The sequence below is a fragment of the Calothrix sp. NIES-2098 genome, assembly GCF_963875125.1.
Lineage (GTDB): Bacteria > Cyanobacteriota > Cyanobacteriia > Cyanobacteriales > Nostocaceae > Aulosira.
Genome location: NZ_CAWNKJ010000001.1, coordinates 1,630,904 through 1,646,126 on the forward strand (window position 1 = coordinate 1,630,904; position 15,223 = coordinate 1,646,126).

Below are 15,223 nucleotides of genomic sequence, written 5' to 3' on the forward strand. Positions count from 1 at the left end.
TCCCGATCGAGTGGCGATCGCTACGTCAAAATTAAAGTAAGTTTGAGGGGTAGGGGATTCGCTGATGAAATTAACTTCACGTTGGGCGAGCAAATTTACGCAAAAAGTTTGGCGGAGGTTGAATCGCAGCAGAAGCGGTAAGACATTCTTAGCTTTGCTGTTGCTGTGCTTGGTGGTGCGCCTAATGCCATATTTTGCGCCTGTTCGGGCTACGGATATTCAGCAAAATCAGTTAGCGATGCAATTTAGCGATCGCAATGGGCTACCCTTAGGAACTATACTCACCCGCGATCGCGAACATACAGCAGTAGTCCCGTTAGATCGAGTTTCCCCTCAATTTATTCAGGCGATTTTAGCTGCTGAAGATGGTAGCTTCTATCATCATGGGGCGTTGGATTTAAAAGCAGTTGTCCGCGCTATTCAAGAAGCGATTCACGCCAAAAAAATTGTCTCTGGTGCTTCGACAATTACTATGCAGTTGTCGCGGATGTTAGATCCTGTTCCCCGCAATCTTTCAGGGAAGCTGCGGGAGATTTGGTTAGCTTGGCGGTTAACTGCTGGGATGAATAAGGATGAAATTCTCGCGGCTTATATTAATCGTTTACCAATGGGGGGAAATATTTACGGTGTGGAAGCAGCAGCCCGTACTTATTTTTCGATTCCAGCCAGCGATTTGAATCTGGCTCAAGCTAGTCTTTTAGCAGCTATCCCCAATAATCCTACATACTTTGACCCGTTAGAGCATTGGGAACGGTTAAAGCAGCGTCAAAAATACGTTCTCAATCAGATGGTACGCGATCGCTACATTACTTCCTCGTTAGCAGAACGCGCAGCTACAGAAAAAGTTGTGTTTCAATCTCGTCAACGAGGAATTATTGCTGCACCTCACTTTTTATTTTGGTTAGCGAGTCAGCAAAGTACTTCAACGCCACAAGGGGAGGGAGTAATCCGCACTACAATAGATAGACCTCTACAAAAATTTGTCGAAGCACAGGTACAACAGGTAATCTCTTCTCTGGCTACTAATAACGTCCATGATGCAGCAGCTTTAGTAATTGACAACCACACTGGGGAAGTATTGGCTTATGTTGGTTCGCCGGATTACTTTAATGAAGCCAAACTCGGACGCAATGATGGAGTACAAGCGCTGCGTCAACCAGGTTCTACCCTTAAGCCGTTTGTGTATGAATTGGCTTTGGAAAAAGGTGTAATTCGCCCGAATACGATTTTGGCTGATGTCCCTGCTTACTACGCGATTCCAGGTGCAAAATTGTATAGCCCTACAGATTATACCCAAACTTTTCTCGGCCCGGTGCGGATACGGGTTGCTTTGGCAAATTCCTTGAATGTCCCCGCCGTTAGGGTATTAGAAAAGGTAGGCGTGCCAACTTTCTTAGAATATCTGCGTCAATTGGGTTTTGAACACCTCAATCAAACCCCCGAATATTATGGTTTAGGTTTGACTTTGGGTAGTGGCGAAGTCAGTCTTTGGGAATTAGCTAGGGCGTATGTCACTATGGCGCGAGAAGGTGAATCTGCATCTCTAGTTACTACATATTCCAATTCTGCAATCCAAAATCCAAAACCTCAAATCACGCCACTTGCTTCAAGTCGGCAAAGCCGCCCAACGCAGTGGCTCCCAAATCCAACGACATGGCAATTAATTATTGATATGTTGAGCGATCGCCATGCCCGTGCCACGGCATTTGGTGTAGACTCAGTATTAAATTTACCCTTCCCATCTGCGGTTAAAACTGGCACTTCTTCAAATTTCCGCGATACGTGGACAGTTGGCTTTACTACCGATTACACCGTCGCTACCTGGGTAGGAAATTTTAATGGCGAACCAATGCGCCAGGTATCAGGAGTGACAGGGGCGGCTCCCTTGTGGAATCGTATTATGTTACATCTGCACGAGCATCAAGAACCATCGAGTTTTACACCTCCTCACGGTTTAGTGCAATTACCTATCTGTGCAATTTCTGGGTTAAAACCTACACCAAATTGTGCTTCAGTCGTGCAGGAATATTTTTATCCAGAAGACAAAATTGCCTACGAAACTCAACAACCAGGCAATTTACCAGCAGAATATGATGAATGGTTAGCTAAACAGCAACAATCAACATTTAATACTAGTAATTTAAGGATTTTATCTCCTCATAATGGCGATTCATTTTTGCTGTATCCAGGGGAACAAACAACGCAGAAACTACAGTTTAAGCTAGTAGGAAAGGCAGTTGAACCTGTAGAGTGGCGGTTAAATGGAGAAAAGCTAGCTATGGATTCAGCTAATTCTTTATTTTGGGATCTGCGCCCTGGGAAGTGGACATTGGAAGCCAGAAGTGGAGAAAGTAGCGATAAAGTTAGCTTTCTGGTGCAGTTAGCTACTACCAAATCTACACGTCGTGGTTTTTCGGTTGTAAATTCTCAGGTGGGTAATCAGCACCCATAATAAGGTGAGACCATGAACTAGCAAAGAATCATGTGCTGGTTTCTATTGGTGGTTGTGTGAGGAATTAAAAAATAATCGCAAAAGCTACCAATATTGGAGACTTTGCCAATTCTGTTTACTACCTACCACTTTAAATAAGATTGTCTTGAAACAGTCAGACAGTTGTAAACTGTTATCTTCCTCATAAATGAAGAGGTCGCTATTCCCGTAGGATTACCTAAAAAAAAATAAGATATTTCTTCAGAAATTTGCGGTTTTGAAATTGATGTTATAAATTAGGTCTGAAGTTTTCATTAAAGGTTCATGTAACTATGACAAACACACCGACTACTCCCAAAACACAAGAAAACAAATCTGCTAAGAAGAGACAGCAGTCCTTCCCCAAAACAGATATTGGTTCTCCTAAAGTCCCTATCCGCAAAAAGCAGACTTCACAACAGTATGAATTACTGAGTGACTGGGAACACGCAAGTTAACCTGCTGCTTTGGAATTCCAATCACATAGTTGAGAAGCAGTTGTCATACGAGGGCGATTATATTGATAAAATCCATCGATATCCAACAAAGCATTGCGATAAAGAATCCACTCAATCGTATCTTCTTCATCTTTGGTAGTACGAAAAATATTTCCTTGGCTAATTGTCAGACGTTTCTCTGAGTCCCAATGAAATGCAGATTCAGGTATTTGATTCTGCTGATGTACGGCCCATGATATCGCTAAAGCTTCACCTGCGATTCGATTGCCATCAACTTTACCCCGAAGACAAATAAACCGATCTGAATGGGGATAACCATAATATCCATCAACGCGATTACCTGTTTTGGCGAAGACGAAACAAACGCCTGCGCCATCTCGCCAATCCTGAGGATCGCTTTGACTGCAAAATTGGTATTTATTATCTGCTAAATCCGCAACTTTAACTGAAGTGGCTACTATTTGATCTGCAACCCCAAATGGAATTTTTTGGCTGTTAATGTGACTGCAAGAAATTGGCAAGCCTGCTAATAGGCTTATACAAACCATACCTAGCTGCGAGAGATTGCTTTTATCAAGCATCTTCTCACCTCCAGTTGTCTAGAAGGCTCGCACTTTGACTAGATGAGAGTGAGGAACTATGAGATACTCAAAAGTGACTTTTCGTTAAATAGCAGGGGCAGCAGATACAATCATCAACATCAAAAGTGCCAAAATCAACACAGAAATTTTGATGATGAGATAAGTGCTAGCATCAGGTACGAGGATATCGTGTAACATCTTTACCTCCATTTGTGTGTCTCTAGAAGACAAAAAACTTTGAGGTGTTTGTAGGGAAGGGAAAAATACTGTTTAAGCTTAATTTCCCTTCAAGTTTATTTTCCCTCAAAAATAGATACACGAAATGGTAGGTAAACTTTAAGTAACATTTTTTAGCTTACTGAAACTCTTGGGTCAATTGACTAAAGCGAAGCTCTTTTGTGTGGTGGCAAAAGTTGCTTACTAGCAAGATAGTCATGCAGTTCATGAGGTTTAAGATGGCAAAGCTCTTTTGCTATTTCATGAATCTTAATATTTTTAGGTAATACAGGTGTTAAGCCTTCTCGAATCGAACTTAATATTCGAGGCTCGGCAATCATCAAAACTTGTTGAATTTGATGAGTCTGAATTAAGTTAACTATCTTATTAGTGATGCTTTGGGTAAAGCGGCGTTCAAATTCAATCAGATGACTGTCACGGCGATCGTCATAGCTGTGTGCTTGACCAGCAACACCTCGATTACGTCCAGTTTTAGTACTTGCCCACAGTTCTTGACCTTGTAGTTCGCTATTAGAACTCAACAAAGCTTCATGTTCGATTAAATGCGGCCCGGAATCATATCCTGGTAATTCTGATGGTTTTAAGGTGAAAAAACGTGCTTTTGTACCATCAATCACAGCAACAAGGTATCTATTCATAACAACCTACTTTCAATGCTGGATCTCTAAATACTAGCAATACTAATTGGCATCTGAAACTCTTTAATCATAAAGCTTCAAATATGAGCAGTGCATTTGCCATTGTTAGAGTCATTACCACCGCACCCAGAATTTCGTCATTTGCCTCATCAACTCCTAGATGCAACTTGCGCCAAGTCTGTCTTTTGCCTAATCCATGTGTGCGGACTTTCCACTCGCCTTCACCATAGACCTTGACACCAGTTGAATCCACTACAATATGAACAGCTTTGTCCTTTGGGATTACTAGCAGTTCCACAGACAGCTTGAACAATCAGCCATGCAAAATTCTCAGCAACAAGTAATTTTATTCAGCATAATCAAGCGATATTAGTTGGGATGCAAGCAAAATGATAAAATCGTTAATTTTTGTTAGGTCGGATGAGTTAGCTTAATAGCTGTCGTACTAAAACCTTAATTTCTGGAAACGCCATCGGGCTAATTTCTCCATCGACAAGCGTGACCTCATCACTATAATTATTGTTAATAGGATTGCGTAAAACTTTAACGAGCCGATTTTTTAAATCCACAACCCAATATTCCACAATCCCAGCCTCGGCATAAGCTTTTCGTTTTGCATCTAAATCTTTGCTTAAGCTTGTAAAAGAATATTCGATTAACCAAAAAATATTTTCTGGGTATGGGTGACGAGTACGATAAAGTGCCCGCAATGGTTGAACAATTGCCAAATCAGGTTGCGGCTCCGAACTAGTTTGTTGTATCGTAATAGGCTTGGCATCACGTACAAGTGCTTTTTCACCAAGTAGCGATCGCAAATAATCCCCAGCGTCCGTACTCATCTGTGCGTGTTCGGGCCCTTCTGGTGGCATTTCAATGATTTCTCCGTTTAATAGTTCAACACTCCGATCGCTAACTAGACCAACTTCAATCATGCGGTGATAGTCGTCAATTGTCCATTTGGCTGTAGTGATGGTCATCTTTAATGCCAGCCTTTGTGTTTGTTTCTGATTTATTTATATTTTATACTGCTCTAACTGCAACAAAATGCTGAGTAAATTGATAGTATTCACAATATAAACGCCTGTAATCTCATTGCAAAAAATATCGACATCACCCTTTGTAAAGCAAAGCATCGCAGTTACCCAGCGCGCACTTTTTAAACTCTTCACTTCCTGAGCTTGACCTTTCACTTTCCCGATCAAATCTCCTTCTTCAAAATCATAAGTATCTTTGCCATAACGCTTTCGTAGATGACCATTTTCGTAAACTTTAGTACCTCCGTGAGATTTGACATCAATCACATACCAATTGCCTTTAGGGGAGTGCAATACTAAATCTGCATCTCCCCATCTCTTGATTGGTAAGTTGTATTCTATTTGCCATCCTTGACGCTGTAAAGGACGTAATAAAGCGGCTACCTCTTTTTCAGCTTTAGCACCACGTTGAGCATCTCCTGCTCGTTTTGTTAAATGTCGTCCACTGCAATACAAATAGTAGGAGCTTGTGAACCCTGCTAGTAAGAGCAACAATCGTAAATAAGAAGTACTATTAGTTACAAATAAAAGAACTGTACCAACAAGGATAGCTAATGCTAGAGCATAGCGCAACAATGCAGATTGGTGTCTTTTCTGACCCAGCTTATGGATATTGTCTCCTGGTGGTCTTTTTTTTGACGGCAATTTATTATGTTTTATAGTGTTAATTTAAACTTTTTAATTATAGTATCTAAATTAGTTTAAATATTTTAGGAAACTTTTGAATAGATATTATTTAACCAGACACAATCTAAAAATTTCTGATAAATAATTTGTTGCTCTACAAATCAAAAGCGGGTGATGGGACTCGCACCCACGACGTTCACCTTGGGAAGATGACATGGGAAGACTTATGTAGACCGCAACTTTATCTAGGTATTTCAAGTGGCGTTGCATAAATGCGGGATGATTTTAGATTTTTGACCAAGGTTAAATATTGATTCTTTGCGTCTTTGCGCGCCAGTTGCTACAAGTCGGAGAACCCGCCCAACGCACTGGCTTGCCTTTGCGCGAAACAAAATTCATCCCATCAATCAGCAACGCCCAAAATGCGATCGCTTTTCCGCACAGATGTATCGCTGAGTTAAGTTACATATATTTAATCTTGACTAAATACACGTATTTACTGGAGAATAAGTCTCGCTTATGTCAGTCAAATCCTTTTAGTAAGGAGATAGACCTTGAGTAACGAAAATCTTACACTCAAGAAAATAAAGAACGAGATCAGTGGTACGGTGTTTTCTTTACCGTACTACGTGGCTCGCGAGCAGGGCTATTTTGCCGATGAGGGGCTAGATATCGAGTTTGTTCAACGAGGTTATGGCGATCGCTCACCCGGTATCCAACTGATTGACGATCATCGGTTAGTGAGTTCTTTTGGTGGCCCATCACTGTTCGAGCAAGGTGAAAGCAGCCTCTATCGTGCTTGTGAATGGGGACAAGTGCGTCGTACTTATGATAGTTCCCGTGGTGGACAAGTTGTGGCAAAACGTGCGGCGATCGCTAGCCAAGCAATTATTGTCCGGCCAGACTCCCCCTACAATATCCCACAGGATTTAGCTAACGTTCCCGTGGGCGTAAACTTTCACCACGGCTCCCACTATATCGCTATCCAAACCCTTGAAGGTTTCTTACCCAAAGAGGAAATCAAAGTAGTACATATAGATGGTGGTGGCGATCGCAAACGCTTCAACCGATTTGTAGCTCTGCGTGATGGGTTAGTTGATGCAGTTGCAGTCATGGAGCCTTGGATTACAGTAGGCGAAAAACTAGGCTACAAAATCATTGCCGAGGCTCACTATGTAGGGTTGGAAATTGGTAGTCCAGAACTAGATCAAGAAACCTTCGAGGCGATCAATAAGGCAATCCGTCGAGCAGTGAAGGATTTACAAGCCGATCCCATCCGCTATGTGAAGTATCTCATTGATGACGTAGCTGAGGATATTGTAAGCCTTGAGCCTTCAGACTTTCGTCGTAACCGACTACGCTACGTAGATCCAGCACCATACCCAGAAGCCGACTTCCGTCGTACCTACAATTGGATGGTAGAGTGGGGACTCATCGAGCCTGATGCCACTTTCAAACAGATTGTAGATAACCGAGTTGTCGCGCTGACATAGTACTGAAAAAGTTTCTGGAGACTAGTAGCGCAAGGCGGAATTCAAAATTCAAAATGAATATAGCGTCAGTGTTGCGTTTATTTGGGATAGAGAGTTTATTTCTGCCGTGCTGTACTAGTCTTATAGCCAAACTCAATACACACACATAAAAATTGGGGCAAGGAGCATTTAAAACTTCAGAATATCAGGTTCAGAATATCTATCTGATACTGATTGAAAAAAAGAATGCAACAGAGATATAGTCTCAGACTTTGCTGAAGATTTTTTGCTTTCTGAATTTTGAATTATTTGCCTCAATCTTTTCTCATTGAAATCGCTCTTGAATCTCCCAATGTATACACGTAGAAACTTTTTAAAATATGCGTCCATAGGAGCAACCACCGCTCTAGCTACAATGGGTTGGGACAGCATCATCCAGCCCGCAGCCAGTCAGGGAACTATTAATGTCAAGTTGGGAGCAGTAACTGGTATTAACTCCATTGATGTTTGGATTCCCGAAGATTTAGGTTTTTTCCAAGCTGCTGGTTTAAATGCAGAAGTAATTACATTTCAAAGTAGTGCCAAAATGCGAGATGCTTTGATTGCTGGAGAAATTGATTTCTCGGCACAAGCACCTTTACATGTTTATCTGTCTCGCCTGAAAGGTGTACCTTTGAATGTTGTAGCTAATCGTCGCAATCTTGTTGATACTTCTTTAATTGTACGTTCTGATTTACGCTCTCAAATTAAGTCAGTTGCTGACCTTAAAGGTAGAAGAATTTCGGCAGGTGAAATTGGTACTTGGAGTTGGGCAGTATTAGTCAAATATCTGCGTCAAAATGGTCTGAGCGATAAAGATGTTGAATATGTGCAAAGTACAACTGCATCTACCTATAGCCTGCTAAAAACTCGTCAGGCTGATGCAGCTATTGCAGGTGCGCCTGATTTGCACAGATTACTTAAAGAAGGAACAGTATTTCAACTACTAAATGCCCTCGATCCCAAGGTGCATCAAAAATATTTTGGTGCTAGGGAAGCTATGACTCGTGCATGGCTCAGTCATCAGCGCGTCACTGAGCAAAAACCCGAAGCAGTTAAAAGGTTGATTGTTGCAGTCAATCGCACTTTCACATATATGCACCAAACTCAGCCAGAACAAATCCTCAAAGCAGTGGGTAAACGCTTTGATAGTGCAAATTTAGATGCTATTTTGACAGGTCTTCGTACTGAACTCAAGCGCTCAGTTCCCAAAAATGCCTCGATTAGTCAGTCTGCATATCTTGCAGATCAAAAAGTATTTTACGACACGGGAATTATTAAGAAATTAGTTCCCTATTCTCAAGCAGTGTTCGATAAATTTGCTGGAAATAGAGCATAGTAAACAATTCAAAATTCAAAATTCAAAATTAAGAAACTATAAAGGAGGTTAGTATTACTAATTTATCATCCCAATACCCCATGCCCTATGCCCTATGCCCAATTCAATGATTGAAACTCAAAATCTCTCCATTTCTTATTGGAGTAAAAATAAGCGGATTGAAGCTTTACATGATGTCAGTTTGAGCATCAATGCTGGTGAATTTGTCACACTTATTGGCCCTAGTGGTTGCGGTAAGAGTACATTATTAAATGTGATTGCAGGGTTAATTAGTTCTGGTACAGAGGTACAAGGGACTTTTAATACCAGTGGTATCAAACAAATTGGCTACTTGTTTCAAAAGCAAACTTTGCTACCCTGGCGCACAGTTTTAGATAATGTTACGGCTCCTTTAGAGATTCGTGGTGTATCTCGAACTGAAGGAAGAAGAAAAGCCTTAGCGCTACTGGAAAAATATGGTTTGTCTGGTTTTGAACATAGTTTTCCCAGAGAACTATCGGGGGGTATGCAGCAGCGTGTGTTGCTGATTCGGACGCTGATTTATGAACCCGATGTAGTTTTACTTGATGAACCTCTGAGTAGTCTAGATGCTCAAACACGCGCTTTGTTACAGGATGAATTTTTGCGATTATGGCGTGATACAGGATGTACCTTTTTATTGGTAACTCATGACCTGGATGAAGCGATCGCACTTTCCCAGAGAGTATTTTTATTAAGCTCCCGTCCTGGCACAATTGTCAAGGAATTTGAGATTAATTTACCAAAAGACCGATCTGCGATCGCGATTCGCACTGATTCTCAATTTCAAACTATCCAGCGTGAGATGTGGTCAGATTTAACTAAACAGGTATTACAACAACAAGACCAAGGATTCGCACTCTTTCAACGCTAACAAAGAATAACATGAGAACTACCCGCAATCCCAGCGTATCTGTTGAACAATCTGCGCTTTCTGCTAATCATAAACAGACAAAAATTTCTGGTTCTATTCCCAACACAATTACCTGGGGTCAACGCATAATACAATTAGCAATCCAACTCACGCCTTTAGTAGTAATTTTAGTTATTTGGGAACTGGGTACAGGCGCGTTTGGCGTTCCTCAATTTATTGAACCTGCTCTTGTTGGTAAACCAAGTCTGATTGTCAAAGAATTACAGCAACTATTTTCTGAAGGAACAGTATTTAAACACGTCTTTGTCACCTTTCAAGAAGCGATGGGTGGGCTAATTTTAGCCATGACTGGAGGTATAAGTTTAGGAATTTTATTAGCTTATTCTCCACAAGGAGCAATTATAACTTTACCTTACGTCCAAGTCTTTAATTCTATACCTCGTATTGCCCTAGCGCCCTTTTTTATTGTTTGGTTTGGTATAGGATTACTCTCCAAAATTTTGCTTGCAGCTTTAGCCGCTTTTTTCCCCATCTTTTTTACCACATATCAAGGACTTCAGAGCATAGAACGCGAATTAGTTGCAGCATTTCAAGTCATGGGTGCTAATCGCTGGCAAATATTACGGATGGTTGTATTACCTTCAGTTCTGAGTTGGGTAATTGCAGGGATTCGCACAAGTTTAGGTATGGCTTTAGTCGGTGCGCTTGTAGCTGAATATATCGGTTCTACTAAAGGTTTAGGTTATCTCTTAATGGCAGCACAAGGAACATTGAATGTTGATAAAGCTTGGTCAATATTAATAGTTTTAGCATTTATTAGTGTTTTACTCGATTGGGGCGTTCGGGTTTTAGAAGCGTATCTTTTACGCTGGCGACCTAATACTAGAGAATTGTAAAGGGAGCATCCACTTTAGCAAAAATGATCCGGATTTTTCAGTGAGCAAGCAGGGAGAAATACGGTATTGCTAAATCGATATAAAAGAAATGGAATTAATCTCATACAGTTACGAATCCCAGGCTAGTTTAGAAGAATTTTTGGAAATAATGTATTCGTACAGAGGATATAAATTTGATCCAACTGGCTTACATGCGGATATAAGAAATATTAAAAATATATACCAAAATCCAGGTGGAAACTTCTGGATAATGATTGAAAATGGCGCAGTAATTGGAAGTATTGGATTAAAGATATTAAACAAAATAGATAAAATAGGAGAGATTAAAAGATACTTTGTTTTACCTTTGTATCAGGGTAAAGGAATAGGTAAATTATTAATAAAACATTTATTATTGAATGCCCAAAAAACCGAATTAAATATATTAAGGTTGGATACGATGAGAAAATCTATTGCAGCCAGGAAGATATTTGAAAAATATGGATTTCAAGAAATTAATAAATATAATGATAATGAAATAGCAGAAATATTTATGGAACTCAAATTAAAAATTTAAAAATTAAAAACAAAAAAAGAAGACCAACATAAGCCCAAGCAATTCTCACCCTGCAAGCAGCCTATGGATTAAAAGACAATAAGCTGATTGTATTTAGCGATCGTAACAATGATATTGAAATGTTTCAAATTGCCGATAGTGTGGTGCGATATATCCATCAAGATTGGACGCAACTGACCTTATTGAAATTAGTGTAGAATGTCAGGCGATCGCAAAACACTATGTCAGATTTATATATTTTTTGTTGCAAAATATTTAACTTGTCTTCATCAACACGGACATAACTAATAGTCCAACAGATATGATACTTATTTGTTGCTTTTTCTAACTTTCCTCTTACCAATTGTAGGGTGGGTAAAACCCACTCTACTTTTTAAATAACTGCCTTAGTGTCTAAAAGAATCTTAGGAAAATCGGTCTTTCTTTCTAGTAATAAGTAAAAGTCAAATACTAAATTGGCTGAATTTGAACCTAGAAAAAATTGATAAAAATTCCCCTTTATAATTGTGATCTCATTACATATTTGAGTGCAAAATATAACTACCTAAAACCCAACATTATCTCTCTTTTGCTACTACGGGGGGAGTATAATCAGGAAGGAAATTGGAAATAGTAAAGGGGATGGTTACGCCACGCACAGAGGCAGTAAGCACAGTCGCATTTATCGATAGCTACTGTCAACACTAGAAACAACTTTAATATTTTGTGAAACTTGCGTAAGCCCTATAGATATCAAAGTGTATTGGCATTTAAATTCATTCCTCAATTATTGTCTGGTCTGGTTACAGTCTCAGTCCTGCCTCTTTGAGTAGTGGTAAAACGCGCTTACCAAAGAAATCAAGATCCGGCTCGAAATCATAAAAGGCGAGTTGGAAACCATCAACACCAGCTTTATTTAGTTGCAAGAGTTGCTCAGTAATTTGCTCTGGCGAACCAATCAATTGAACATTACCACCGATCGCACTACCGACACCATGACGTAGATTGCCCTTCTGATGTCCTCTCCAGGCGTGTGCATCGCTAGTGAAACGAGAACGTCCAGCTATCGACTCGCGATCGGCTTGATCAATAATTGCTTGGGCGTATGCTTCTGCTTCTTTTTCTGTCTCACGCACAACAATCAGAGGATTTAGCAAAGTCCTTACTTGTCGCCCCTTGTCTATCGCCGACTGTTTGACGCGGGCGGTGTGTGCTGGTAATGATGCAAGTGCGCTTTCAATATCGCCACCAGCAGGACTAGTAATAAACACGATATCAGAGTGGCGACCAGCGAAATTGATACCAGCGTCCGAACCAGTAGCATTGACCAGGATAGGCCGTCCATAAAGTGGTCGGGGGCTAATATAGGCATCTTTAAACTGCCAGGAAGACTGACTTGTGTAAGAAAAATTCTCCGTTTCCGACCATAGCCGTTCTAAGACAGTGACAAATTCATCAGCGAGTTCATAATGGCGATCGTGTTCGATTTGACTCCAACCGAATAGTTCATGTTCATAAGCACGGTGTCCAGTCACCACATTAATTCCCCAGCGACCTTGGGAAATGTGGTCAAGAGTTGCACCAAATTTAGCCAGATGGACAGGATGCCAAGGGCCGTAAAGAACGTGAATTGTAGCAATTAAAATAATGCGTGAAGTAATACTGGCAAGGGATGCAGTAGCGATAAATGCATCTAAACCAGCTTCTGTGCGTGTGGGGCCAAGTCCGCCCTTTGGTTGCCAATGAGAGTAACCAAACACCAAGTCAAAACCCAATTCTTCCGCCTTTTGGGTCAGCTTGGCATTGTAATCAAATGACCAATCGGTAGTGCGTGGTAGAGTTGACGAACTCCAGCCACCATGATGAATTGGCAAGAATAATCCTAGTAGAATAGGTTGCTTGAGAGCTTGGGATAATGGACTTTCAAGATAGTCTGCGGGGCCGATAATACTTGTTTTTGAGGAAGTAGTGTCAATTGCAGTCATAGCTCAGTTTTCTCCTCTAATTAATCATCTACACTCACGAGTTTTGGTAGCTGATCTATGGGAATATCCAATAAATAAGCAAGAACTTCTCTGCGCCAAGCGTCGTAGATAGCACCGACTTGTGGGATATAATCAATACCTGCGGACAGATAAGCTTTCTGCCAGTAATATTTTTTTAATATGGGACTGCGCCGCCGTTGAAACTCTTCATCCACTTCTAGAAATTGTGATGCTAACTCAGCTTTTTCATTAGCTGATGCGCGATCGTAGCGGTCTTTCCACCAATCAATCACCGCAAAACGATGGACGGCTTCATCAGGTAATACTCTTTCTGCAAAGTAGCTAGAGGTTTGCGGGTCTTTAATGCGACCGACTTTACCATTTAATAAGAATGTACCAACGTTGTGAAGTTCGTAATGTAATTGAAAAGCGGCAAATCCTAACCAATCTCGAATGGGTAGATCGCCCAATCCTTCCCACTGTTCTTGAATGAGTTGATTAACTTCATCAACGGGATCGTATCCCAGCAATTCTTGTGCCCTTAACAAACTATCAAGGGCGTGTGCGCCATCATCTGCCAATTGTCGGCTTAAAGATAACTGCCAGTGCAGATCGTCAATAATGGGGCCAATAGCTTTGGCGATCGCTTGGACAATAAACAAATCATGAGCCGCGCCAAAAACTCGATATTGACCTACATTGGCGATTTCTTCTGGCGTTTGTGGGGGACGGGTTTGCGATCTATCTACTATAGGCAAGTTAGGAGCATATTCAGCAACTAGGCGATCGAGGAGTTGAGTTTCATATTCTGCATTCCAGGTTGGTTTTGATAAAGTTGCAGTCATTGTGAATCTCCTGATTGATTGTTTATCGATCTCATGCACAGATTGATTCGCCCCTAGAGTAAGGGCATAGCGTTATGCTATGTCTTTCCTAATTCACCGCAGGACAGACTGCTGAAGCCACATCTACCCGTTTGGGAATAACTTTTTGTTCCACCATCCAATCAGCAACTTCTTGGATATCAGCAATTACCTTCGCATCAAAAGGCCGTACTTGTTCAGGTGGTCGGTTAGCAACTACTCGTTTAATGACAGGAGCCGATAACCCCATCGCTTTTTCTAAGATGGTGGCAGACTTTTCGGGATTGTTAGTTGCCCATTCTCCCTCTTGTTTGAGGATGTCTATAATCGCTTTTACTGCTTGAGGATGTTCAGCTAATACGGGACGACGAACTACATAGACTCCATAGCTAGGAGCAGGATTGTTTTCTACAAGACGACGAGCGCCATACTGCTCTTCTGCTGTTGAAAGTCCTGGGTCCCAAATTGCCCAGGCATCTACATGTCCTTGAAGGAAAGCAGGTAGAGCGTCAGTTGGCCCCAGATAAACTCGCTCAACTTTGTTTTCAGGTATCTTCGCCTGTTTCAGTGCTTGTAGAAGTGCAAGTTCACCCCCTCCCCCCTTATTAACCGCAACTTTTTTACCTACCAAATCGCTAACCTGGCGCACCGGAGAATTTTTTGGGATCACAATAGTTTGTGATTTTAGATCTGGAGGACGATATGCAATTAAACAAATGTCTGCGCCACCTGCTAGACCCGTAATCGCTGGAATACTGCCACCTGAAGCAATATCTGTACTCCGGGCGTTGAGTGTTTCTAAAAGAGGGGCAAAGTTAGGGAAAGGGCCTACCCAGTTAATTTGAATATTTTGAGAGGCGAGGTCTTTTTCTAGAGTGCCACGTTCTCTGACAATTGGGAGTAATGCCCACTTGACGTAACCAATTTTGATGGTGGTGGAATTTCCATTTTTAGCAGACTGATTGACTGCGGAGGCTTGGGGTTGACTATTAGCAGACGTAGTGGCGGATTGATCACTTTTGGCGGAACTGCAAGCAGTTGTCAGTAGACTGGAGCCAAAAACAACAGCGAGAAATAAAAGGGTTTTTTTCCAAGAACAGACAGGGAGAGTATTTTTTTGATGTCTTCCTATCTGCTTGTTAGGTTCATGAGTCATA

The 15,223-nt window shown here is 41.1% G+C and carries 15 protein-coding genes and 1 pseudogene; 8 read left to right on the forward strand and 8 right to left on the reverse strand.

Annotated elements, in window-relative coordinates; genetic code table 11:
* Positions 1 to 64 precede the first annotated feature (64 nt).
* Both pbpC and AACU33_RS06760 read left to right on the forward strand, forming a co-directional pair.
* Positions 65 to 2,452 carry a penicillin-binding protein 1C gene (pbpC, locus tag AACU33_RS06755; RefSeq protein WP_096587711.1) on the forward strand — a complete coding sequence of 796 codons (2,388 nt, stop codon included), beginning with the start codon at positions 65 to 67 and terminating at the stop codon, positions 2,450 to 2,452.
* 311 nt (positions 2,453 to 2,763) lie between these two features.
* Positions 2,764 to 2,928: a hypothetical protein gene (locus tag AACU33_RS06760; RefSeq protein WP_339375805.1), complete on the forward strand. Its 165-nt coding sequence runs from the start codon at positions 2,764 to 2,766 to the stop codon at positions 2,926 to 2,928.
* Here the strand turns inward: AACU33_RS06760 and AACU33_RS06765 are convergent.
* The 5 genes and pseudogenes from AACU33_RS06765 to AACU33_RS06785 form a co-directional block, all read right to left on the reverse strand.
* A complete protein-coding gene (locus tag AACU33_RS06765) occupies positions 2,925 to 3,509 on the reverse strand; it encodes a hypothetical protein (RefSeq protein WP_096587713.1) in 585 nt (194 codons plus the stop codon). The genes AACU33_RS06760 and AACU33_RS06765 overlap by 4 nt on opposite strands.
* A gap of 380 nt (positions 3,510 to 3,889) precedes the next feature.
* Positions 3,890 to 4,384: a host attachment protein gene (locus AACU33_RS06770; protein WP_096587714.1), complete on the reverse strand. Its 495-nt coding sequence runs from the start codon at positions 4,382 to 4,384 to the stop codon at positions 3,890 to 3,892.
* A 121-nt stretch (positions 4,385 to 4,505) separates the two neighbouring features.
* Positions 4,506 to 4,664: pseudogene (locus tag AACU33_RS06775) on the reverse strand (transposase); the annotation flags it as partial.
* A gap of 145 nt (positions 4,665 to 4,809) precedes the next feature.
* Positions 4,810 to 5,361 carry a Uma2 family endonuclease gene (locus tag AACU33_RS06780; RefSeq protein WP_096587715.1) on the reverse strand — a complete coding sequence of 184 codons (552 nt, stop codon included), beginning with the start codon at positions 5,359 to 5,361 and terminating at the stop codon, positions 4,810 to 4,812.
* 36 nt (positions 5,362 to 5,397) lie between these two features.
* Positions 5,398 to 6,063 (reverse strand): nuclease-related domain-containing protein, encoded by a 666-nt coding sequence (locus AACU33_RS06785; RefSeq protein ID WP_339375806.1) that lies wholly within the window; start codon positions 6,061 to 6,063, stop codon positions 5,398 to 5,400.
* Between the two features lie 536 nt (positions 6,064 to 6,599).
* Here AACU33_RS06785 and AACU33_RS06790 point away from each other — a divergent pair.
* From AACU33_RS06790 to AACU33_RS37560, 6 genes are all read left to right on the forward strand, one after another.
* Complete coding sequence (locus AACU33_RS06790; RefSeq protein ID WP_096587718.1) at positions 6,600 to 7,538, forward strand: ABC transporter substrate-binding protein; 939 nt, start codon at positions 6,600 to 6,602, stop codon at positions 7,536 to 7,538.
* Positions 7,539 to 7,869: 331 nt separating this feature from the next.
* Positions 7,870 to 8,895: an ABC transporter substrate-binding protein gene (locus AACU33_RS06795; protein ID WP_096587720.1), complete on the forward strand. Its 1,026-nt coding sequence runs from the start codon at positions 7,870 to 7,872 to the stop codon at positions 8,893 to 8,895.
* 94 nt (positions 8,896 to 8,989) lie between these two features.
* Positions 8,990 to 9,787, forward strand: a complete 798-nt coding sequence (locus AACU33_RS06800; protein WP_096587721.1) for an ABC transporter ATP-binding protein — start codon at positions 8,990 to 8,992, stop codon at positions 9,785 to 9,787.
* Between the two features lie 11 nt (positions 9,788 to 9,798).
* Positions 9,799 to 10,683 (forward strand): ABC transporter permease, encoded by an 885-nt coding sequence (locus AACU33_RS06805; protein ID WP_096587723.1) that lies wholly within the window; start codon positions 9,799 to 9,801, stop codon positions 10,681 to 10,683.
* A gap of 88 nt (positions 10,684 to 10,771) precedes the next feature.
* Entirely contained in the window at positions 10,772 to 11,239 is a 468-nt protein-coding gene (locus AACU33_RS06810) for a GNAT family N-acetyltransferase (protein WP_096587725.1), read from the forward strand.
* A 41-nt stretch (positions 11,240 to 11,280) separates the two neighbouring features.
* The gene (locus tag AACU33_RS37560) at positions 11,281 to 11,436 is read left to right on the forward strand and encodes a hypothetical protein (protein ID WP_445291782.1); all 156 of its coding nucleotides are present in this window, start codon (positions 11,281 to 11,283) and stop codon (positions 11,434 to 11,436) included.
* Between the two features lie 585 nt (positions 11,437 to 12,021).
* On the opposite strand, the gene AACU33_RS06815 is transcribed toward AACU33_RS37560, so the two are convergent.
* The 3 genes from AACU33_RS06815 to AACU33_RS06825 form a co-directional block, all read right to left on the reverse strand.
* A complete protein-coding gene (locus tag AACU33_RS06815; protein ID WP_096587726.1) occupies positions 12,022 to 13,203 on the reverse strand; it encodes an LLM class flavin-dependent oxidoreductase in 1,182 nt (393 codons plus the stop codon).
* A 20-nt stretch (positions 13,204 to 13,223) separates the two neighbouring features.
* Positions 13,224 to 14,048: a hypothetical protein gene (locus AACU33_RS06820; RefSeq protein WP_096587728.1), complete on the reverse strand. Its 825-nt coding sequence runs from the start codon at positions 14,046 to 14,048 to the stop codon at positions 13,224 to 13,226.
* Between the two features lie 88 nt (positions 14,049 to 14,136).
* A complete protein-coding gene (locus AACU33_RS06825) occupies positions 14,137 to 15,222 on the reverse strand; it encodes an aliphatic sulfonate ABC transporter substrate-binding protein (RefSeq protein WP_096587729.1) in 1,086 nt (361 codons plus the stop codon).
* Position 15,223 lies beyond the last annotated feature (1 nt).